Source organism: Novosphingobium aquimarinum, from assembly GCF_009746585.1.
Lineage (GTDB): Bacteria > Pseudomonadota > Alphaproteobacteria > Sphingomonadales > Sphingomonadaceae > Novosphingobium > Novosphingobium aquimarinum.
This window is the reverse complement of record NZ_WRPO01000005.1, coordinates 1-19,258: the sequence shown is the minus strand read 5'-3', so window position 1 is coordinate 19,258 and position 19,258 is coordinate 1. Positions and strand designations below refer to the sequence as shown.

Here is a 19,258-nt window from a genome sequence, read left to right as displayed (position 1 = left end):
TGGCCGGGCGCGTCGCAAGCCCGGATGTCAGGCGATCCGATAGAACGACGCCACGCGGTCGAGCGCGATCCGTAGCACGACCTTGCCGCTGCGCGCCGGCCACGACAGGGCACGCTCGGCATCGGGAAGCCCCTCGCCGGCGCACACGACGCGCCACAGGATATCGGACAGCCCCGCGCCCGCCGCGGCGACGGCGGCATCGAAGCGCTGCCTGGCTGCCAGCTGGCGCTCGGTGTCGCTCAGGCCGCTGTCCGGGCCACCTCGCGTGCGCACCGGATCCCAGCGCATGGTCACGCGCGGGCTCAGTTGCGCGCGCTCCCAGTCCGCCCGCAACCGCTCGGCGGCGTCGTACTGGCGATCGTCGATGTGCCCGCGCGCGTGAAGCCAGGTGAGCGGAGATTCTGCGAGATTGACTGTCGCGGTCCGGCGCGGCTTGCGGGAGCCTGACTGCCGGCGTGGGCCTTCATCGGTCAGTTCGCGTTCGACCAGCACTCGCTTCATTGTCCGACTCCTGCGCTATCAACGCCATCGGCTTGCCAGATCGGCATTGTTGTAGGAAAGACCTGCAACCGTATTGGTTAGGAGAAGCACACGTGCGCAATCGCATCCGCGACATACGCCGTGCGCGGGGGCTGACGCTTTCGCAAGTCGCGGCACGGTGCCAGCCGCCCACCACCGCGCAGACCGTGGGCCGGCTCGAAACCGGCATGCGTACGCTCTCGCTCGAATGGATGAACCGCATCGCCGCCGCGCTCGAGGTCGAGCCACGCATTCTCCTGAGCGATGTGGACAGCAGCGTTCCGCAAGTGATCGCAAGGCTTTCGGAGCGCGGCATCGAGACGCTGGCGACGCCCTTCGATGCGGTCATCGATCAGGGCGTCGACGCCCTCGTTCTCGAGATTGGCGAAAGCTGCGGCGAATACCGCGCGGGCGACCGCTTGTGGCTGCGCCGGATCGCGCCGGGCGAAGAGGCCCGCCACGTCAACCGCGACGCCTTGGTCCCGCTCCCCGGAGCCGAATTCGCGTTCGGTCGTTTGTTCATCCGTGACGGTAGCCGCATCGGCCTGCTACCGCCCCAGAGCGGTCAAAGTCAGATCGTGATCGACGATCCGCCCTGGATCGCCGTGGCCCACATGCTCGTCAGGATGGTCTAGCCTTGCGAATTCTTTCCCTATCGACCTTGTTTCCCAACCCGGTACGCAAGTCCTTCGGCATCTTCGTCGGCAACCAGATGCGCGCGGTCGTGGCGCGCAGCGACGTGGATCTCACCATGATCAGTCCGATCGGCGTGCCGCCCTGGCCGCTCTCGCTGCGCGAACCGTATGCGCAGCTGCGCAAGATCCCCGACCAGACCGACGATGTCGGCCTGCCGGTGCACTATCCCAAGTTCCGGCTCTATCCCAAGATCGGCGGCGATTCGAACCCCGGCCGGATCGTCGATGCCGTACTGCCGCTGGCGCGGCGGCTGCACGAGCAGAAGCCGTTCGAACTGGTCGATGCGCAGTTCTTCTTTCCGGACGGCCCCGCAGCCGCCGCGGTCGCACGCGATCTGGGCATTCCTCTCACGATCAAGTCGCGCGGCGGCGACATCCACTATTGGGGCAAGCGCAGCTCGGCGCGCGCGCAAATGCTCGAAGCGGCGCAGCAGGCGGCAGGCATGCTCGCCGTCAGCGAGAGCCTGCGCGAAGATATGATCGCGCTCGGCATTCCGGCGGACCGCATCGCGATCCACTACACCGGTCTCGACCGAGAGCTGTTCTACCCCATAGAGCGCGGCGCCGCGCGCGCGCTCGTCTCTGCGCTGCCCGATCTCGGCATCTGGTCGCAAGGCCCGCTGCTGGTGACCCCCGGCGCGCTCATCCCGCGCAAGGGGCAGCGCTTCGCGATCACCGCGCTCACGCATTTGCCGACGGCTCGGCTGGCGATCGCGGGCACGGGCGAGGACGAAGCGGAACTGCAACAGCTCGCCAAAGATCTGGGCGTTGCCAACCGCGTGCATTTTCTCGGTCTGGTCGCACACGATCTGCTGCCGCAATTGCTCTGTGCCGCGGATGTGGTGGTGCTGCCCTCGTCCAGCGAGGGCCTGGCCAATGTCTGGGTCGAGGCGCTCGCTTGCGGCACGCCGCTGGTCATTCCCAACATCGGCGGCGCATCCGAAATCGTTCGCGAGCGCACCGCCGGTCGCTTGGTCGACCGCGATGCGAAATCGATCGCCGATGCAGTGGCCGATATCCTCGCCGATCCCCCCGCGCAGACCGACGTCGCGGCGCACGCCAACGATTTCAGCTGGAGCGTGAACGCCGGCAATCTCGTGCGCTTCTGGCGCGACGTCCTCGAGGGCAAGCGCGTCGGGCTGGAATAGACGCGCCTCGGGTCCGAGCCGTTAGGCTCAGACGCCGCCGCGTTCGCGGGCGAGCCGTTCCTGCCGGTCCATGTCGCTTTCCTTGGGCACAAAGCTGTCGGTGCTGACCTTGAGCCAGATCAGGATCGGCGCCGCCATGTAGATCGAGCTATACGTACCCACGAAGATACCGAGCACGATCGCCGCGGTCAGGCCGAACAGGCTCTCGGGCCCGAAGAACAGCAGCGGGATCAGCGCGATCAGCAGCGTCAGCGAGGTCATCACCGTGCGGGCCAGCGTCTCGTTCACCGACAAGTCGAGCAGCTCGACGATCGGCATCCGGCGGTATTTCTTCAGGTTCTCGCGGATCCGGTCGTAGACGACGATCGTGTCGTTCAGCGAATAGCCGATGATCGCCAGGATCGCGGCGATGATCTGCAAGCTGAATTCGAGCTGGAACAGCGCGAACATGCCCAGCGTGAGCGACACGTCGTGGAACAGCGCGAACAGCGCGCCGACGCCGAACTGCCATTCGAACCGCACCCAGATGTAGAGCGCGGTCGCCGCCATCGCCGCGAGTAGCGCGTAGACCGCCTTGTTGCGGAATTCGCCCGAGACCTTGCCCGACACCGTATCGATGCCGTCGACGCGCACATCGGGATGGTTCGCGCGCAGCGCCGCGACGATCTGGTTGCTGATGCTTTCCGCCATGCCCGGATTACCCTCGGCCTCGGGCGGCAGCTTGGTGCGGATCGAAACCTCATTGGGCGCGCCGAAGCGTTGGATCACGGGATCGCCATAGCCGAGCGCGCCGACTTGCTCGCGCAATTCGGCGACGGGGGCTTCCTGCTCCTGGGTGAAGGCGACGCGGATTTCCTGACCGCCGGCGAAGTCGACGCCGTAGTTCAGGCCCTGCGTCAACACCAGCGCCCAGCTGGCGGCGATCAGGATCACGCTGACGATGTAGAACGGCACCCGCCACTTGAGGAAGTGGATGTTGGTGTTTTCGGGAACGAGCTTGAGCAGTTTCATGAGGGCGATCCCGGCCTACACGTTGAGTTCGGTGGGCCGCGCCTTGCGCAGCCAGGCGGCGACCCACATCCGCGTCAGCGAAACGCCGGTAAAGACGCTGGTGAACAGGCCGATGATCAGGACGACCGCGAAGCCGCGGATCGGCCCGGAGCCGAACAGGAACAGCAGCACGCCGGCGATGAAGTTGGTGACGTTGGCGTCGTAGATCGCGCGGCTGGCTTCCTTGTACCCGTTCTCGACCGCGGCGACGACGCGCCGCCCGCGTTTGCGTTCCTCACGCATGCGCTCGTAGATCAGCACGTTGGCATCGACCGCCGCGCCGATCGTCAGCACGAAGCCGGCGATGCCGGGCAGCGTCAGCGTGGTGTTCATCAGCGCCATGATGCCGAGGATCATCAGCACGTTGAGCACCAGCGCGAACGTGGCGTAGACTCCGAACCGCCCGTAGCTCGCGATCATCAGGAAGACGACCAGCAGCGAGCCGACGCCCATGGCGCCCAGCCCCTTCTTGATCGAATCGGCGCCGAGATCGGGCCCGACGGTGCGCTCCTCGACCACGGTCAGGTCGACCGGCAAGGCGCCCGAACGCAGCGCGATGGCGAGCTGGTTGGCGGTCTCGACGTTGAACCGGCCCGAAATCTGCGCGCTGCCGCCCAGAATCGGCTCGTTGATGTTGGGGGCTGACAGCACCTTGCCGTCGAGAATGATGGCGAAGGGCCGATTGACGTTCTCGCTGGTCAGCTTGGCGAACTTGGCGCCGCCCGCCTGATCGAACGTGATCGAGACGACCGCCTCGTTGGTCTGCGGATCGAAGCTCTGGCGCGCGTCGGTAAGGTTGTCGCCCTTGATCCCGCCCAGGCGGCGCACCGCGATCGCGGCGATCCCGCCATTGTCCTGCGGATTGGCGTAAGGCACGATCTCGCTGCCCGGAGGCGCGATGCCCTGGGCCACGTCATTGGGCGCGGCGGTCGGATCGACCAGCTTGAATTCGAGCTTGGCAGTCTGGCCGAGCAGGCTCTTCAGCTGTTGCGGATCCTGCAGGCCGGGGACCTGCACGACGATGCGGTCTTCGCCCTGGCGCAGGATCGTCGGCTCGCGGGTACCGATCGCGTCGATGCGCTTGCGCACCACTTCGATCGCCGATTCCATCGCGTTGGACACGGCCTGTTCGAGGCCTTCGCTGGTCGGCGTGAGAACGAACCGGCTGCCGTCGATCACTTCGATCGTCCAGTCGCGCTGGCCGGTGAGGCCCGCGCCGTAAGTCAGCGGCTCGATCTCATCGCGCGCGGCATCGACTTGCGCCGGGTCGCGCAGCATGAACGAGAGTTTGCCGCCGCGGCTCGAGATATCGCCGATGCGGATTCGCGGATTGGCGAGGCGCAGCCGGCCACGAACCGATTCTTCCATGTTCTCGATGCGCTGCTGCGCGATCTGCGACTTTTCGGCTTCGAGCAGGATGTGACTGCCGCCGGCTAGGTCGAGGCCGAGATTGATGGTGGGATCGGGCAGCACATCGGGCCAGCGCAAGTTGGCGACCGAGAACAGCGATGGGATCGCGCAAGCAACGGCCAGAAGCGTGATGCCCCAGAACCAGAACCGCTTCCACGCAGGAAAGTCGAGCATGACGCGCGCGCTCAGTCGTTCGCCGGCGCCGCGCCCTTGGGCGGGTTCACGTCGGTGATCGTGTGCTTGACGGCCTTGACCCGCACGCCCTGGGCGATTTCGATGTCGGCATAGTTTTCGTCCACGCGGACGACTTTGCCGACCAGACCGCCGCCGGTGAGCACTTCGTCACCTTTCTTCAGCGCGCTGACTTTCTCGCGATGCTCTTTCTGGCGCTTCATTTGCGGACGCAGGATGAGGAACCAGAAGATCACACCCATCGCCACGAGCGGAAGGAACTGCATCCAGGCGGGAGGCGCCTGTCCGGCCGTTCCGGCGGCAGCGAGGAGGTCCAGGACCGTTTCGTTCATGGTGCGAGCGGACTTTCGTGTGTTTTTGCGTTTTTATAAAAAGGGCGGCACGCCGCCTGTCTGCGCGGGCGGTTAGCAACAAAGCACAGCAGAGGCAACGCGCCCGCGAATGGGCCCGGTGGATCGCGCGCCCGTCAACCGGCCCTTGCGCTTGCCGAACGGCCCGCTTATAGGCCCGCTCCTCGGTCGGGACGTAGCGCAGCCTGGTAGCGCATCACACTGGGGGTGTGGGGGTCGGAGGTTCGAATCCTCTCGTCCCGACCAAATTCTTCCGACATCATCGGCAGCGAGCAGAGCCCCCCGCGGGCTCTGCTTCGTCGTGCCGTGCGCAAACCGGCCGTCGCTTGCGGCCCCGGCCCGACGCGGCGCGCTAGTCTTCCGGCTGCAAGCGGGCGCCGACGGCGTCGAGGCGTGAGAGCATGTCGCGGTCGAAGGCGGCGGGCGGGGTGACCACCGCGCCTTCCAGCGCGCGGTCAATCGGGCTGGGATCGCGGTGTTCGGGCAAGGCTTCGGCCAGCGCGCGCAGCGATTCTCGCACCTTGGCGACGTTAGCCTGCATCACCGCCAGGATATCGCTGACGGCAACGCCGGCCTCGTCGTCACGCCAGGCGTCGTAGTCGGTGACCATGCCGAGCAGCGCGTAAGGCAACTCCGCTTCGCGCGCGAGCCTGGCTTCGGGCATTCCGGTCATGCCGATCACGTCCGCGCCCCAGCCGCGATACATGCGGCTTTCGGCGCGAGTCGAGAACTGCGGGCCTTCCATCGCGAGATAGCAGCCGCTTTCCTGAATCGTGCCACCGGCCGCCCGAATCGCCTCGACGGTGAGCGCGGACAAGCGCGGGCACACCGGATCCGCGAGCGAGACATGCGCGACCACGCCGCTATCGAAGAAACTGCCCTCACGCGCCGTCGTCCGATCGATGAACTGGTCGGCGGCAACGAAGCTGCCTGGCGCCAGTTCCTCGCGCAGCGATCCCACCGCGCAGATCGCCAGAACATCGCTCACGCCGCAGCGCTTGAGCACGTCGATGTTGGCGCGGTAATTGATCGCGTGCGGCGGAACCGTGTGACCCGCGCCGTGCCGTGGGAGAAAGGTGAAGCGCACGGTGCCGATGCGCCCCATGGTGACGAGGCCCGAAGGCTCGCCAAAGGCGCTGGCTACGGCGATCTCCTGCGCGTCTTCCAGGCCGATACCCCCGGCAAGCCCGGAGCCGCCGATCACGCCTATGTGCCAGAACGGCGGTTTCTCAGCGTGCAAGGATGCCTGCCATGATGATGTCGACGGTATGCTCGCGATAGCGGTCGCGCAGCTCCTCGGTCAGAGTATCGGTATCGAAACAGTATTTCATCACCAGCCGCGTCGCAAAGAACCGGTCCACCGCGCCGGTGACGGTGAAGTAGAACAGTTGCGGATCGATGTCACGAAACACGCCCGCGCGCACGCCATCGCCGATCAGGTTCTCGTACGCGCGGTAGATCGGCGAGAGGTAGCAATCGGCGATGCGGCGTGCCCCGGTCTCGTCGCTGTCACGCACCATCCGCATGGTGAGGCGATTGAGATAAGGCACGGCATAGAAGGTATCGGTCACTTTCGAGATGTGCCGCCGCAGCTTCGCCTCGGGGTCCATGTCGTCCTTGGCGACGAGCGCGTCGACGCTGGTCACGATCGCCTGCCAGTCGCGATCGAGCAGCGCATTGAGCAAGCCCGCCTTGTTGCCGAAGTAATATTTCACCAGCGCCGAATTCAGCCCCGAGCGCAGCGACAGTTCCGACAGCGAAATATCGACGGTATCGCCGTCGCGCATGATCGTGCTCGCCGTTTCCAGCAAGAGATCCCTGGCCCCAGGCGGCGCAGCGATCGGAGCCACAGGCGCGGGGCCGGTCAGCGGGGCGCCATCCGGATGGCACCGTCGAGGCGCACCGACTCGCCGTTCATGTAGTCGGTTTCGATCATGAAAAGCGCGAGCTTGGCGTATTCCGCCGCCTTGCCCAGCCGCTTGGGGAACGGCACCGAGGCGGCGAGCGCATCCTGCACGTTTTGCGGCATGCCCGCCATCATCGGCGTCTCGAAGATGCCGGGCAGGATGGTGTTGATGCGGATGCCTTCGCTCATCAGGTCGCGCGCGATCGGCAAGGTCATCGCCAGCACGCCACCCTTCGAGGCAGCATAGGCGGCCTGCCCGATCTGCCCGTCCTGCGCCGCGACCGAGGCAGTGCTCACGATCGCGCCGCGCTCGCCGTCCTCGCCGAGCGGGTCGAGCGCGGCCATCCCGGCAGCGGAATGGGCGATGCAGCGGAACGTGCCGACGAGGTTGATCGCGATCGCCTTTTCGAAATAGCCGAGGTCATGCGGCTTCTTGGCACCGGTCTCGCGGTCCTTGCCGACGGTTTTCATGGCCGGCGCGATCCCTGCGCAATTGACCAGCACTCGCTCCTGCCCGTGGGCGGTGCGCGCTTTTTCGAAGCCCGCGAGCGTGCTCGCTTCGTCGGTGACGTCGACCTCGCAGAACACCCCGCCGATCTCTTTCGCCATCGCTTCGCCCGCCTCGGTGTTGAGATCGAACAGCGCGACTTTCACGCCTTTCGCGGCAAGCGCCCGCGCGGTCGCGGCGCCGAGCCCGGATGCGCCACCGGTCACGATCGCGGCGATGGATGAATCGAGCTGCATGGTCGGAGCGGTCCTGAAGTTGCGGGCGCGGTGCGCTTGTTTAATTTAAGCAGCCGGTTAAATGCCCTGCCGCGCGGGGTCAATCGTATCGTCCCGCGCAAACGGATCCGAGCCGATCATAATGCCGCGAAGAGCACGCCGTCTGCGTCTGCTTGAACCGGCAGGGGCGCGATGCTAGCTGCGCGTCGGTACACTGGGCGCTTCCAACTGCCCTCCAGATACGAAGGACAACCATGTCGGTCGATACCGCAACCGTCGCGAAAATCGCTTCGCTCGCCCGCATCAAGGTCACCGAAAGTGAGCTCGAGGCGATGGTGCCCGAACTGAACGGCATTCTGGCGTGGGTGGAGCAATTGGGCGAAGTCGATGTGACAGGCATCGAGCCGATGACCGCGGTCATTCCCAACACGCTGCGCCTGCGCGACGACGCGATCGATGCCGATCCGCTCACCGGCGGCGGCAAGCGCGACGACGTGCTGGCGAACGCGCCGGCGGCCGAGCACGGCTTTTTCGGCGTGCCGAAAGTGATCGAATGACCGCAAATCATTCGATCATCCCCGACAGCCGCGCGGCGGCGACCGATCGGGGATCCAGAAACCCAATTTTGACAAGCCCCCTGCCCGCTCGGGCTGAGCTTGTCGAAGCCCATCGCGCCAATGCCCTTCGACAGGCTCAGGGCGAGCGGAGTTCTTAAAGATGACCGACCTCACCGACCTCGGCGTTGCCGCCATCCGCGACGGTGTCGCTTCGGGCGAATTCACCGCCGTCGAAGTGGCCGAAGCGTTCAACGCCAACGTCGCCGCCGCGCAGGACGCGCTGAACGCCTTCATCGTCGCCACGCCCGAAAAGGCGATCGAGGCAGCGCAAGCGATCGACGCCAAGCGTGCCAAAGGCGAAGCGCTTGGCAAGATGGGCGGCGTGCCGATCGGCATGAAGGACCTGTTCGCCACGCGCGGCGTGCAGACCACGGCGGCCAGCCACATGCTCGAAGGCTTCGTGCCCGAGTACGAAAGCACCGTGTCGCAGAAGCTGTGGGACGCGGGCTGCGGCATGCTGGGCAAGCTCAATCTCGACCAGTTCGCGATGGGTTCGTCCAACGAGACCAGCTATTTCGGCAATGTCATCAACCCGTGGAAGCGCAACGATGGCGGCAACGCGTCGCTGGCCCCCGGCGGCTCCTCGGGCGGATCCTCTGCGGCGGTTTCGGCGCGGCTGTGCCCGGCGGCGACCGGTACCGACACCGGCGGATCGATCCGCCAGCCCGCCGCCTTCACCGGCATCACCGGCATCAAGCCGACGTACGGCCGTTGCAGTCGCTGGGGCATCGTCGCCTTCGCTTCCAGCCTCGACCAGGCCGGGCCGATGGCGCGCGACGTCACCGACTGCGCGATCATGCTCGAGACGATGGCGGGATTCGATCCCAAGGATTCGACCAGCCTCGACAGGCCCGTCCCCGAGTGGGAAGCGAACCTTTCAGGCGACCTCAAGGGCAAGAAAGTCGGCATCCCGCGCGAATACCGCATGGACGGCATGAACGCCGACATCGCCAAGTCGTGGGACGACGGCATCGCCTGGCTCAAGGACGCGGGCGCCGAAGTGATCGACATCTCGCTGCCGCACACCAAATATGCGCTGCCCGCCTATTACATCGTCGCCCCCGCCGAAGCCTCGAGCAATCTCGCGCGCTACGACGGGGTGCGCTACGGCTTGCGCGACCTGCCCGACGGCGCCGGCTTGCAGGACATGTACGCCGCCACCCGCGCGGCGGGCTTCGGCCCCGAGGTCAAGCGCCGCATCCTGATCGGCACCTACGTGCTCTCGGCTGGCTTCTACGACGCCTACTACACGCAGGCGCAGAAGGTCCGCACGCTGATCGCGCGCGACTTCCAGAACGCGTTCACGCAAGTCGACGTGATCCTCGCCCCCACCGCGCCGAGCGCCGCCTTCGGCCTCGGCGACAAGAGCGACGATCCGCTGGCGATGTACCTCAACGACGTCTTCGCCGTGCCCGCCAGCCTCGCCGGCCTGCCCGCGATGAGCGTCCCCGCCGGCCTCGACAGCGCCGGTCTGCCGCTCGGCCTGCAGATCATCGGCAACATGTTCGACGAACAAGGCGTCCTCAACGCGGGCCTCGCGATCGAGCAGCGGGCCGGATTTGCAGCCAAGCCGGAAAGGTGGTGGTAAGATGAGCAGCTATCGCATCCAGGGTGCCACCGGTGAGTGGGAGGTCGTGATCGGCCTCGAAGTCCATGCCCAGGTCACGTCGCAGTCGAAGCTCTTCTCGGGCTCGGCGACGGCTTTCGGAGCAGAGCCCAATTCCCAGGTCAGTCTGGTTGACGCGGCGATGCCCGGCATGCTGCCCGTGCCGAACCGCGAGTGCATCCGCCAGGCGGTGCGCACCGGCATGGCGATCGAGGCCCAGATCAACAAGTGGAGCCGGTTCGACCGCAAGAACTACTTCTACGCCGATCTGCCGCAGGGCTACCAGATCAGCCAGCTCTATCACCCGCTAGTGGGTGAAGGCTCGATCGAGATCGTGCTCGACGAGAAGGACCCCGAAAACTCCACCAAGACCATCGGCATCGAGCGCATTCACGTCGAGCAGGACGCAGGCAAGCTGATGCACGATCAGCACCCGACGATGAGCTACGTCGACTTGAACCGTTCGGGTGTGGCGCTGATGGAAATCGTCAGCCGCCCGGACATGCGCAGCCCCGCCGAAGCCGGCGCGTACCTCAGCAAGCTGCGCACGATCCTGCGCTACGTCGGCTCGTGCGACGGCAATATGGACCAGGGCTCGATGCGCGCCGACGTCAACGTCTCGGTGCGCCGTCCGGGCGAAGAGTTCGGCACACGCACCGAGACGAAGAACGTCAATTCGGTGCGCTTCGTCATGCAGACGGTCGAGCACGAAGCGAACCGGCAGGTCGATGTGCTCGAAAGCGGCGGCACAATCGTACAGGAAACCCGCCTGTTCGATCCGACCAGCGGCACCACCCGCTCGATGCGCAGCAAGGAAGACGCGCACGATTATCGCTACTTCCCCGATCCGGATTTGCTACCGCTCGTGCTCGACGACGCGTTTCTCGAGGATTGCCGCAATTCGCTGCCCGAGCTGCCCGACGCCAAGCGGCACCGCTACGAAAGCGAGCTGGGTCTTTCGCCCTACAACGCCGCAGTTCTGACCGCCGACGTCGAGACCGCGCGCTGGTTCGAGCTTCTGGTCGCCGAAGCCGCGACCAAGGCGAACAAGCAGCCTGCCGACGTCGCCAAGCAGGCGGCCAACTGGCTGACGTCCGAACTGTTCGGCGCGCTCAACAAGCTGGGCGTCGACCTCGCCTCCTCGCCGGTGACGCCTGAAAAGGGCGGCGAACTGCTGGCGCTGGTGGCCGACGGCACGATTTCTGGTTCGATCGCCAAGCAAGTGCTCGAAAAGATGCTCGAAACCGGCGACGGCGCCGCCGCCATCGTCGAGCGCGAAGGCCTTAAGCAGACCACCGACATCGGCGCGATCGAGGCGGTGGTCGACAAGGTCTTGGCCGACAACGCCGACAAGGTCGAGCAGTACAAGGCAGGCAAGGAAGCGCTGTTCGGCTTCTTCGTCGGCCAGACGATGAAAGCGATGCAGGGCAAGGCCAACCCGCAAGTGGTGAACGAGCTGCTGAAGCAGAAGCTGGGGTAATTGGCCGAAACGGCCACACTACCAACGCACTCACCCCCAAAGCTCTCACCATCGTCACCCCGGACTTGATCCGGGGTCCCGCTCCTACGCGTCGCGCCTGAGCAAAGCGGGATCCCGGGTCAAGCCCGGGATGACGGGATCGCGGTGACTGCCCCCGCTTGCGGTCCCGCGTTCGCGGGAATGACGAAGGTGACTGGTCAGGGTCAGAGAGGCCCCCTTACCCCTGGCGGGTGCCCTTTACCGGGAAGCTGCCCATGAACCCGGCCTTCACCGTGCCGTCCAGCGCATCGCCGGCGACGGTCGCTTCGCAATCGAGCGACAGCGGCATCGGCTGGGTGAGTTTCATCGACCAGAACAGCGTGCCGTTTTCGATGCGGCCGTCCGTGACCGCCATCGAGCCGAGATCGCCCGAAACGGTTCCGGTGAAGCGCTCCCCGTCGTCGCCGGGCATCACGGCGAACACGAAGTTCTGATCGCCGAGCGGGGTCTTCGCGGTGCAGTTGTAGGTGCCTGCCAGATTCATTGTCATTATTCCGTTTCCAATTCCGGGTCGTCGCCCTCGCCCGTGCTGGGCGCCTCGCGCACTTCGACCGGCAGGCCGATCCCCGTCAGCTGCGGTTCGACGATCTGACGATCGCCGACCACGACGAAGGTCATGTCGTCGGGCGAGAGATACTGGCGTGCCGCGGCATCGAGATCGGCCTTGCCGGTCTCGCGGTAAGTCTTGGCCAGCGTTTCGTAATAATTGTCGGGCCGGCCGAGGCGATAGCTGACGCGGATGCCCGAGGCGACCGCGGCGTTGGTCTCGAACTGATCGGGCAGGCTGAGCAGGCCGCCTTCGGTCACGCGCTGGAGCTCTTCATCGGTCACCGGCTGCGTGCCGGGCAGCGCCTTCATGTCCGCGATCAGCGCCTTGATCGAATCGCCCGTGCGATCGGCCTGCACCGGGGCGACCACCACCAGCGTGCGCGGACCGGTCGACGAGGTGATCCCGGTGGAGACACCGTAGCTCCAGCCCTTATCCTCGCGCAGGTCCGCCATGAGGCGCGAGAGCAGACCATCGCCCAGCACCTGATTGGCGAGCTCCATCCGCTCCAGGCCTTTGGTCGTGCCGGTCACTGGCAGCACGCGGCCGCCATAGATCACCGACTGCGGCGAATTGGGCCGGTCGATCAGCACGATACGCGGGGTCGGCTTCGGCACGGCCGCCGTAAGATCGAGCTCCGGCTTCTTGCCTTTGGGGGCTTTCCAGTCCCCGAAGGCCTTTTCGAGCAGCGGCTTGATCTGGGCTTCGGTAACGTCGCCGACCACGGTGATGCGCGCCAGGTCAGGCCGTAGCCACTTGTCATGCGCGGCGCGCAAGGCCTGCGGCGTCAGGGAAGCCAGAGACGACGCATCGCCCAACCCGTCCGCCGGCTGCGCGTAAGGGTGCGAGCCGTAGAGGATCGGCATCAGCGAGCGATAGGCCAGGCTGTTCGGCGTCGCTTCGGCGCGCGCCAGACTGGTGAGCGCCTGCTGCTTTACCCTGGCCACGTCGGCCGGGCGGAAAGCGGGCTGGCGCAGCAGCTGGGCCAGCAATTCGAGCGAGGGCTCGATATTGGCGGTCAGCGCGCTCAACGTGGCGCTGCTGGTATCGACACTGCCCGAGAACGAGATCGCGGCACCCAGCCGTTCCTGCGCCTCTGCGACCTCGGTCGCGTCGAGATCCTTGGTGCCTTCCTCGAGCAGGCCCAGCATCATCGCCTGGGTGCCCGGCTTGTCGAGCGCGTCGGCGGCATAGCCCGCGGTGAAATCGACCGCGACGATCGCCTTGGGCACCGCGGTGCGCCGCGCGAAGGACACGGGGATGCCGTTCGACAAGGTGAAATGCTGCACTTCGGGAAAATCGAGGTCGTCCACGGGCTGAACCGGCGGCGCTGTCCGCTCGGGGGCGGCGGGCAGCGGTGCGGGCGTGGCTTTGGCGTCGGCCGGCGGGGCAGGACGGGTGTCTTCGTCACCCCAGCCGCCCATCGTCGCGCCATCCTCGGTGCGTTCGCCGGGCACGACATCCAGCTCGAACACCGGACGGCTCAGCCACGCGTTCAAGGCGCTGCGGATCTGCTCGGGCGTCAGCGCCGCGATGGCGGCGAGCCGCTTCTTGTAAGCCGCCGGATCGTCCGAATAGAGCTCACCTTCGGCAAGGGTCGCGCCCTTCCCGCCCATGCCACCGACCACTTCGAGCGCGCCGATCTCGCCCGACAGCGTGCTGACCACGGCACGGCGCACTTCGTCCTCGCTCGGCCCTTCCTTGAGGTAAGTGTCGATCACTTGCTGCAGCGCGGCTTCGGCCTTGGCGCGATCGACGCCGGGCTTCACGTCCATCAGGATCTGCAGGAAGCTCGCTTCCTCGAACACCTGGTCGTAGGCGGAAACGGCGACCGCCAGTTCCTGTCCACGGACCAGCTCGTTGTCGAGCCGCGAGCTGGCAAGACCGCCCAGAATATGCATGCCGATTTCGAGCGCGGGGGTCGCGGGGTGGTTGAGGCCGGGGCCCGTCCAGTTCTGAGTGAGGCGCGTGACCGGCACGCGATCCGTCATCGTGCGCGCCGTCGGCTTGGCCAGCGTGACCGGCCCGGCCTCTACCGGCTGCACTTCGGGCCCGCGCGGAATCGCGCCGAACCACTTTTCGACCTTGGGCCGCGCGGTGGCGGCGTCGATATCGCCCGACAGCACCAGCACCACGTTGTTCGGCGCATAATGATCCGTGAACCACTGGCGCACATCGCCCAGCGTCGCTGCGTCGAGGTCCGCCATCGAGCCGATGGTCGAATGGCGATAGGGATGGCCCACCGGCAGCAGCCCGTCCGATTCGGCGTAGCTGGTGAGGCCGTAGGGCTGGTTGTCGCGCTGGCGCTTCTCGTTCTGAACGACGCCGCGCTGTTTATCGAGCTTGTCCTGCGTGACCGCAGGCAGGATGTAGCCCATCCGGTCGCTTTCGAGGAACAATGCCAGATCGAGCGCGCCGGTCGGCACCGTTTCGACGTAATTGGTGCGATCGAGCCACGTCGAACCATTGGTCGGCGCCCCCACGGCTTCGAGCGGAATATCGAAGCTCGGCACATTGGCCGAGCCGCCGAAGAACAGATGCTCGTAAAGATGGGCAAAGCCGGTGCGCCCGCGCGGCTCGTTCTTGGAGCCGACCCGATAGTAGGTCGTCACGCCCACGATCGGTGCCTTGCGATCGGTGTGCACGATCACGGTCAGGCCGTTGTCGAGCACGAACTTCTCGTAAGGAATGTCGACCGCCCCGATCAGCTCGGACGGCGGCACGCCTTGTGCCGTAGCCGTTGCGCTGCTGGCCGCGGATGGGGCATCGGCGGCAAAGGCCGCGGGCGGGAATGTGACGAGAGAAAGCGAAAGCGCCCCAAGGGCGGTGGCGGTGAGTCTGCGCATGGGCTGCCTGTCTAGCAGGGTTTCCGGTCTACGCCAGAGCTTCGCTGACACGCGCACGGATCAGCCGCGCGGACGCAATCCGCGTGGGACGCTGGCCCGCTCGATGAGGTGGAACGCGCCTTCGATCAGCAGCGCCAGCGCGGCGGCGGGGATCGCGCCTTCGAGGATCGTCGGCGTGCTGTTGAGGCGAATGCCGGTGAGGATCGGCTGGCCGTAGCCCCCCGCGCCGATCAGCGCGCCCAGCGTCGCCAGCCCCACTGCGATGACGGCGGCGGTGCGGATGCCCGCCATGATCGTGGGCAGCGCCAGCGGCAGTTCGATCCGCCGCAGCTTGGCCCAGGGGGAAAGGCCGAGCGCATCGGCACTTTCGCGCAAGCTGCGCGGGATGCCCATCAGTCCCGCATGTACATTGCGCACGATCGGCAGCAGCGAATAGAGGAACAGCGCGGCGATCGTCGGCTTGGCGCCGATGCCGAGCAGCGGGATCAGCATCACGAACAGCGCGAGGCTGGGGATCGTCTGCAGCAGACCAGTCGCGGGAATCACCAGCCCGCCCGCGCGCGGGCTACGCGCGGCGAGGACGCCCAGCGGGATCGCGACGACCAGCGCCGCGCCCAGAGCGATCGCCACCAGCGTCAGGTGCTCGATCGTGCGCTGCGCGATCCTGGCGACGAGGCCCCGCCCCGCCGAAGCCGTCGCCTCCTGCCCCAGCGCGGCGCGCGCGGCATCGGTTTCGCTCGCGCCGTCGATCACCACCATGCGGTTGAGCTGCTGCATCCGCGCCTCGTCGATGGTCCCGGCAAGGCCATCGAGCACGGCGATCGCCTTCGGATCGAGCCCCACGCGCATCACGAAGACCGCGTCATACGCCGGGAAGAACGCGCGGTCGTCCGCGAGCAGGAACAGCCCGTCGGCGGCGATCTCGGCATCGGTGGTGTAGACATCGATCACGTCGACTTGGCCGTCGCGCAGCGCGCGATAGGCCAGGTCGTGGTCGATCCCGCGCACCGCAATGGCGTCGAGGCCGTAGGCGGCCGACAGCGCCCGCCAGCCGTCGGCGCGGTCAACGAATTCGTTGGAGACGGCGACGCGCAAGTTCGGATGGCGCGCGAGATCGGAGATCGAACGAAGGCCGTATTTCTTCGCTACTTCCGGGCGCATCGCCAGGGCATAGCCGTTCGAGAAGCCGATCGGTTTGGACAGGCGCAACCCTTGTCGGGCCAGCGCGGCGGGCAAGTCCGCATCGCTCGCCAGCTTCTCGCCCGAAAGGATCTCGAAGCGCAGCGTGCCGGTGTATTCGGGATAGAGATCGACCTCGCCCGCGCGCACCGCATCGAACAGGATGCGGCTGCCGCCCAGCTGCCGGCGATGTTCGGCCGGGATGCCGGCGTCCTCCAGCGTGATCCGTGCGATCTCGCCGAGGATCACGCTTTCGGTAAAGGCCTTGGAGCCGACGGTTTCGGCATGGGTGGGCGATACGTGCATCAGCGTCGCGATGGCCCACCCCGCTGCGACTAGCTTCGCTATGCTCAGCAAGTCTCGCAGCCCCTCCCGCAGGCGGGAGGGGTAAGGAGTGCACACCTTCTCCCCTCCCGCTTGCGGGAGGGGCCGGGGGTGGGCCAAGCGCCGGGCATTCCTCAAAGCGCCTCCTCCGCCGCGATGAACTCCGCCACGAAATCGTCCGCCGGGTTCGCCGCCAAGTCATCGATCGGGCCGCGCTGGACGATCCGGCCATCGCGCATCAGTACGGTCTCGCCGCCGAAGAAGCGCGCTTCGCCCAGTGCGTGCGTGACCATCACCACCGTCTTGCCGAGCTTCGCGACAATCTCGCGCATGTCGCTCGCCAGTCGCACCCGCGTCACCGGATCGAGCGCCGACAGCGGCTCGTCGAGCAACAGCACTTCGGGATCGAGCATCAGCGCGCGCATGATCGCGACGCGCTGGCGCTGGCCGCCCGACAGTTCGCGTGGAAACCGCTCGAGTTGATCGGCATCGAGCGCGACGAGCGCGGCAAGCTCGCGCATGCGCGCCACGATCCGGTCTTTCTCCCAGCCCAGTTCGCGCGCCATCAGCGCGACGTTGGCGCGGGCGGTGAGATGCGGGAACAGACCGCCGTTCTGGATCACGTAGCCGAGCTGCGGCCGCAGCGCGCGCCAGTCGGGGACCGGTTCGCCCCGGAAGCTCACGGTGCCGGTGTAAGGCGAAAGGCCGATCAGGCAGCGCAGCAGTGTCGATTTGCCCGATCCGGACGGCCCCAGCAGCATCAGCGTATCGCCCGCGCCGATCGCGAGGTCGGTGGGGGCGAGAGCCTCGACGGCTCCGTAACGGACCGCGACCTGTTCGAGCCGGTACATGCGCAGGCCAGCATAGTCCCTTGTCGGGGTCTGGCAATTCGCGTGTCCGTCCCCACCTTCGCGCTGCGCCGTTTACCCAGTAGATAGGATCATAGAGATTGGCGCTGCGCAAACACGTGATTATCCGTGCGTATGCGTGCGAAGGCGGTCCGATGACGGTGTCAGAGGCGGTTTCGACGGTCTTTCGCGAGGTGCCTCACTGGTCAAAGATACCATAGACCTCTTCGCGGATGCGCTTCAGTATTGCCTTCGAATCGAGCGCGCAAACAGGTGATTGGCCGAGCGAAGTCCCGGCGTCCTCAATCGCTTCATCGATCTTGGCGCGAATGCTGTCTTCTAGACGGCGGCGATGTTCGCTCGACTTCTTTTGCGCACCAACGGTGCCGGAAAGAGCGTGGGCGAGTTCCATCAAGCTTTTGCTATCGATGTCGCCATCTTCGAGCATCTGAAAGGCCGCAGTCTTGATCATCTCTCCGATCATCACAGTTGCTTGATCAGGACCTCCAGTCCCGATCTGCTGGACTAGTTGGCGGGAGATTTTCTGTACTTCGTCCAGGCGCTTGAACTGGACGCTCTTGCGGAGCGAATAGCGCGACCACGCGCCTCGACCAATCGGCGGGATGCCTCGATCCGCCAGACGCTCATTGAATTCCGTCAGAATGACAGCCTGTGGCAATCGATTTTCACGGAGCTGTTGCAGTGCCCATACAATGTCCGGCTCCGCCTCAACCGGCAGCATGTCTATTGACGATAGCCTTCCGCGACCGCGTCGGCGCGTTCCCGCATGACTATTCGGTTGAGATATGCGGGGCACTGCTCAGGTTCACTCGCCTGAAGAGCCTCTGAGAGGGCTCTCAGAGGCCAATTCACCGCGCTTACGGAGCCGTTCCAGTAGACGTTCGGTCGAGTGCTCCGAAATGCCGAGGCGGCTGGCCATCGCCGGGAGTGTCATGCCCTCCGCGAAATAGCGCCTTATCCGCAATTCTCGTGCTATTGGCACCCGTATGTGAGCAGGTGCGCAAGCGTCGGACAAGCTGTTGGCCGCCCGGCGACCGATTATCGACGTGAGAGCGTGGAAGCCGCTAAATCGGCGCGGTATGTAGAGCCTCTGCCCACCAAATTGCTCCGACAGCAGAACCATGCTCGCTTCGCCGATCGCATCGACTAGAATGGTGCAAAGCGACCTCATTTCGCACCTCTCGCCACATTTCGCTCCCGTCGAAACAGCTTATCGACGCCAGTTTCCGTCATGCAAAGCCGAGTGGCAATCTGGCCAGCACTCAGCCCCTGCGACTTGTAATGATGAGCACGAAGGGTGCGAAAAATTCCGATGCGAAGCATTGCGGGAGCGAACTGCTCGGACATCAGCTCAGCTGCATCGCAACCGATAGCGGCGCTCAGAACATTCTTTTCCCTCACACAGATGGGTATGTATACGCGCCTGCCGCCAAGCGTTTCTGCAAGCTTGACGGTAAGCTCCTCGCCAAGGAGCGCCAAAATCTCATCACTGAGATCGCTGCTCTTCCGCGATTTGCGCGAAGGTACGATCGGTCGAGATGAGTGCGAGACACCATCGATGCCGCTCATGTCGTTTCCTTCGTGGGAACGGGTGCTTCTGAGATGGTGCCGGTTTTCTGGACAGGGTGTTAAGCTACTCCCGACCTGATGGATTGGTACGGGAATGAAGACGACGAGGAAGCGCTACAGCGCCGATTTTAAGGCCAAGGTCGCACTGGAAGCGATCCGGGGCGATCTGACGCTGGCGGAGCTGGCGGC

18 protein-coding genes and 1 tRNA gene are annotated in these 19,258 nt (G+C 65.7%); 6 read left to right on the top strand and 13 right to left on the bottom strand.

Annotation, left to right across the window (positions count from 1 at the left end; genetic code table 11):
* Positions 1-27: 27 nt before the first annotated feature.
* Complete coding sequence (locus tag GQO94_RS06930; RefSeq protein WP_156840464.1) at positions 28-501, bottom strand: DUF6456 domain-containing protein; 474 nt, start codon at positions 499-501, stop codon at positions 28-30.
* 92 nt (positions 502-593) lie between these two features.
* Between GQO94_RS06930 and GQO94_RS06925 the strand changes: the two genes are divergently transcribed.
* Complete coding sequence (locus GQO94_RS06925) at positions 594-1,154, top strand: helix-turn-helix domain-containing protein (protein ID WP_156840463.1); 561 nt, start codon at positions 594-596, stop codon at positions 1,152-1,154.
* A gap of 2 nt (positions 1,155-1,156) precedes the next feature.
* Positions 1,157-2,362, top strand: a complete 1,206-nt coding sequence (locus GQO94_RS06920; protein WP_156840462.1) for a glycosyltransferase — start codon at positions 1,157-1,159, stop codon at positions 2,360-2,362.
* 27 nt (positions 2,363-2,389) lie between these two features.
* Here the strand turns inward: GQO94_RS06920 and secF are convergent, their stop codons facing one another.
* From secF to yajC, 3 genes are read right to left on the bottom strand one after another with little or no spacing between them, the layout of a single operon-like run.
* Positions 2,390-3,373, bottom strand: coding sequence for a protein translocase subunit SecF (secF, locus tag GQO94_RS06915; RefSeq protein ID WP_156840461.1), 984 nt, complete (start codon positions 3,371-3,373; stop codon positions 2,390-2,392).
* A gap of 15 nt (positions 3,374-3,388) precedes the next feature.
* Positions 3,389-4,996 (bottom strand): protein translocase subunit SecD, encoded by a 1,608-nt coding sequence (gene secD / locus GQO94_RS06910; protein ID WP_156840460.1) that lies wholly within the window; start codon positions 4,994-4,996, stop codon positions 3,389-3,391.
* A gap of 11 nt (positions 4,997-5,007) precedes the next feature.
* A complete protein-coding gene (gene yajC / locus GQO94_RS06905) occupies positions 5,008-5,346 on the bottom strand; it encodes a preprotein translocase subunit YajC (RefSeq protein WP_156840459.1) in 339 nt (112 codons plus the stop codon).
* 187 nt (positions 5,347-5,533) lie between these two features.
* On the opposite strand from yajC, the gene GQO94_RS06900 reads away from it, so the two are divergent.
* Positions 5,534-5,610: transfer RNA gene (locus GQO94_RS06900), tRNA-Pro, on the top strand.
* A 106-nt stretch (positions 5,611-5,716) separates the two neighbouring features.
* Here the strand turns inward: GQO94_RS06900 and mtnP are convergent.
* The 3 genes from mtnP to GQO94_RS06885 all read right to left on the bottom strand — a co-directional run bounded on the left by mtnP (position 5,717) and on the right by GQO94_RS06885 (position 8,014).
* Complete coding sequence (gene mtnP, locus GQO94_RS06895) at positions 5,717-6,604, bottom strand: S-methyl-5'-thioadenosine phosphorylase (protein WP_156840458.1); 888 nt, start codon at positions 6,602-6,604, stop codon at positions 5,717-5,719.
* Entirely contained in the window at positions 6,594-7,151 is a 558-nt protein-coding gene (locus GQO94_RS06890; protein WP_156840457.1) for a TetR family transcriptional regulator, read from the bottom strand. Before GQO94_RS06890 ends, mtnP begins: the two co-directional genes overlap by 11 nt.
* A gap of 77 nt (positions 7,152-7,228) precedes the next feature.
* Positions 7,229-8,014 carry an SDR family NAD(P)-dependent oxidoreductase gene (locus GQO94_RS06885; RefSeq protein ID WP_156840456.1) on the bottom strand — a complete coding sequence of 262 codons (786 nt, stop codon included), beginning with the start codon at positions 8,012-8,014 and terminating at the stop codon, positions 7,229-7,231.
* Between the two features lie 233 nt (positions 8,015-8,247).
* On the opposite strand from GQO94_RS06885, the gene gatC reads away from it, so the two are divergent.
* From gatC to gatB, 3 genes are all read left to right on the top strand, one after another.
* A complete protein-coding gene (gene gatC / locus GQO94_RS06880; RefSeq protein WP_156840455.1) occupies positions 8,248-8,550 on the top strand; it encodes an Asp-tRNA(Asn)/Glu-tRNA(Gln) amidotransferase subunit GatC in 303 nt (100 codons plus the stop codon).
* Between the two features lie 160 nt (positions 8,551-8,710).
* Complete coding sequence (gene gatA / locus GQO94_RS06875) at positions 8,711-10,198, top strand: Asp-tRNA(Asn)/Glu-tRNA(Gln) amidotransferase subunit GatA (protein ID WP_156840454.1); 1,488 nt, start codon at positions 8,711-8,713, stop codon at positions 10,196-10,198.
* A gap of 1 nt (position 10,199) precedes the next feature.
* The gene (gatB, locus tag GQO94_RS06870; protein WP_156840453.1) at positions 10,200-11,696 is read left to right on the top strand and encodes an Asp-tRNA(Asn)/Glu-tRNA(Gln) amidotransferase subunit GatB; all 1,497 of its coding nucleotides are present in this window, start codon (positions 10,200-10,202) and stop codon (positions 11,694-11,696) included.
* A gap of 217 nt (positions 11,697-11,913) precedes the next feature.
* On the opposite strand, the gene GQO94_RS06865 is transcribed toward gatB, so the two are convergent.
* The 6 genes from GQO94_RS06865 to GQO94_RS06840 form a co-directional block, all read right to left on the bottom strand.
* A complete protein-coding gene (locus GQO94_RS06865; RefSeq protein WP_156840643.1) occupies positions 11,914-12,219 on the bottom strand; it encodes a hypothetical protein in 306 nt (101 codons plus the stop codon).
* Between the two features lie 5 nt (positions 12,220-12,224).
* Complete coding sequence (locus GQO94_RS06860) at positions 12,225-15,128, bottom strand: M16 family metallopeptidase (protein WP_156840452.1); 2,904 nt, start codon at positions 15,126-15,128, stop codon at positions 12,225-12,227.
* A gap of 60 nt (positions 15,129-15,188) precedes the next feature.
* Positions 15,189-16,664 (bottom strand): glycine betaine ABC transporter substrate-binding protein, encoded by a 1,476-nt coding sequence (locus tag GQO94_RS06855; RefSeq protein WP_232332813.1) that lies wholly within the window; start codon positions 16,662-16,664, stop codon positions 15,189-15,191.
* Positions 16,665-16,765: 101 nt separating this feature from the next.
* Positions 16,766-17,482, bottom strand: coding sequence for an ATP-binding cassette domain-containing protein (locus GQO94_RS06850; RefSeq protein WP_156840450.1), 717 nt, complete (start codon positions 17,480-17,482; stop codon positions 16,766-16,768).
* Positions 17,483-17,678: 196 nt separating this feature from the next.
* Positions 17,679-18,221: a phage protein Gp27 family protein gene (locus GQO94_RS06845; RefSeq protein ID WP_198045855.1), complete on the bottom strand. Its 543-nt coding sequence runs from the start codon at positions 18,219-18,221 to the stop codon at positions 17,679-17,681.
* A gap of 446 nt (positions 18,222-18,667) precedes the next feature.
* Positions 18,668-19,069 (bottom strand): hypothetical protein, encoded by a 402-nt coding sequence (locus GQO94_RS06840; protein ID WP_156840448.1) that lies wholly within the window; start codon positions 19,067-19,069, stop codon positions 18,668-18,670.
* Positions 19,070-19,258 lie beyond the last annotated feature (189 nt).

Bases quoted from the DNA above. Each gene is read 5' to 3' on its own strand.
- GQO94_RS06930 (WP_156840464.1), bottom strand. From the start codon at position 501: ATGAAGCGAGTGCTGGTCGAACGCGAACTGACCGATGAAGGCCCACGC.
- secF (WP_156840461.1), bottom strand. From the start codon at position 3,373: ATGAAACTGCTCAAGCTCGTTCCCGAAAACACCAACATCCACTTCCTC.
- secD (WP_156840460.1), bottom strand. From the start codon at position 4,996: ATGCTCGACTTTCCTGCGTGGAAGCGGTTCTGGTTCTGGGGCATCACG.
- yajC (WP_156840459.1), bottom strand. From the start codon at position 5,346: ATGAACGAAACGGTCCTGGACCTCCTCGCTGCCGCCGGAACGGCCGGA.
- GQO94_RS06890 (WP_156840457.1), bottom strand. From the start codon at position 7,151: ATGCGCGACGGCGATACCGTCGATATTTCGCTGTCGGAACTGTCGCTG.
- GQO94_RS06885 (WP_156840456.1), bottom strand. From the start codon at position 8,014: ATGCAGCTCGATTCATCCATCGCCGCGATCGTGACCGGTGGCGCATCC.
- gatC (WP_156840455.1), top strand. From the start codon at position 8,248: ATGTCGGTCGATACCGCAACCGTCGCGAAAATCGCTTCGCTCGCCCGC.
- gatA (WP_156840454.1), top strand. From the start codon at position 8,711: ATGACCGACCTCACCGACCTCGGCGTTGCCGCCATCCGCGACGGTGTC.
- gatB (WP_156840453.1), top strand. From the start codon at position 10,200: ATGAGCAGCTATCGCATCCAGGGTGCCACCGGTGAGTGGGAGGTCGTG.
- GQO94_RS06865 (WP_156840643.1), bottom strand. From the start codon at position 12,219: ATGAATCTGGCAGGCACCTACAACTGCACCGCGAAGACCCCGCTCGGC.
- GQO94_RS06860 (WP_156840452.1), bottom strand. From the start codon at position 15,128: ATGCGCAGACTCACCGCCACCGCCCTTGGGGCGCTTTCGCTTTCTCTC.
- GQO94_RS06850 (WP_156840450.1), bottom strand. From the start codon at position 17,482: ATGTACCGGCTCGAACAGGTCGCGGTCCGTTACGGAGCCGTCGAGGCT.
- GQO94_RS06845 (WP_198045855.1), bottom strand. From the start codon at position 18,221: ATGCTGCCGGTTGAGGCGGAGCCGGACATTGTATGGGCACTGCAACAG.
- GQO94_RS06840 (WP_156840448.1), bottom strand. From the start codon at position 19,069: ATGAGCGGCATCGATGGTGTCTCGCACTCATCTCGACCGATCGTACCT.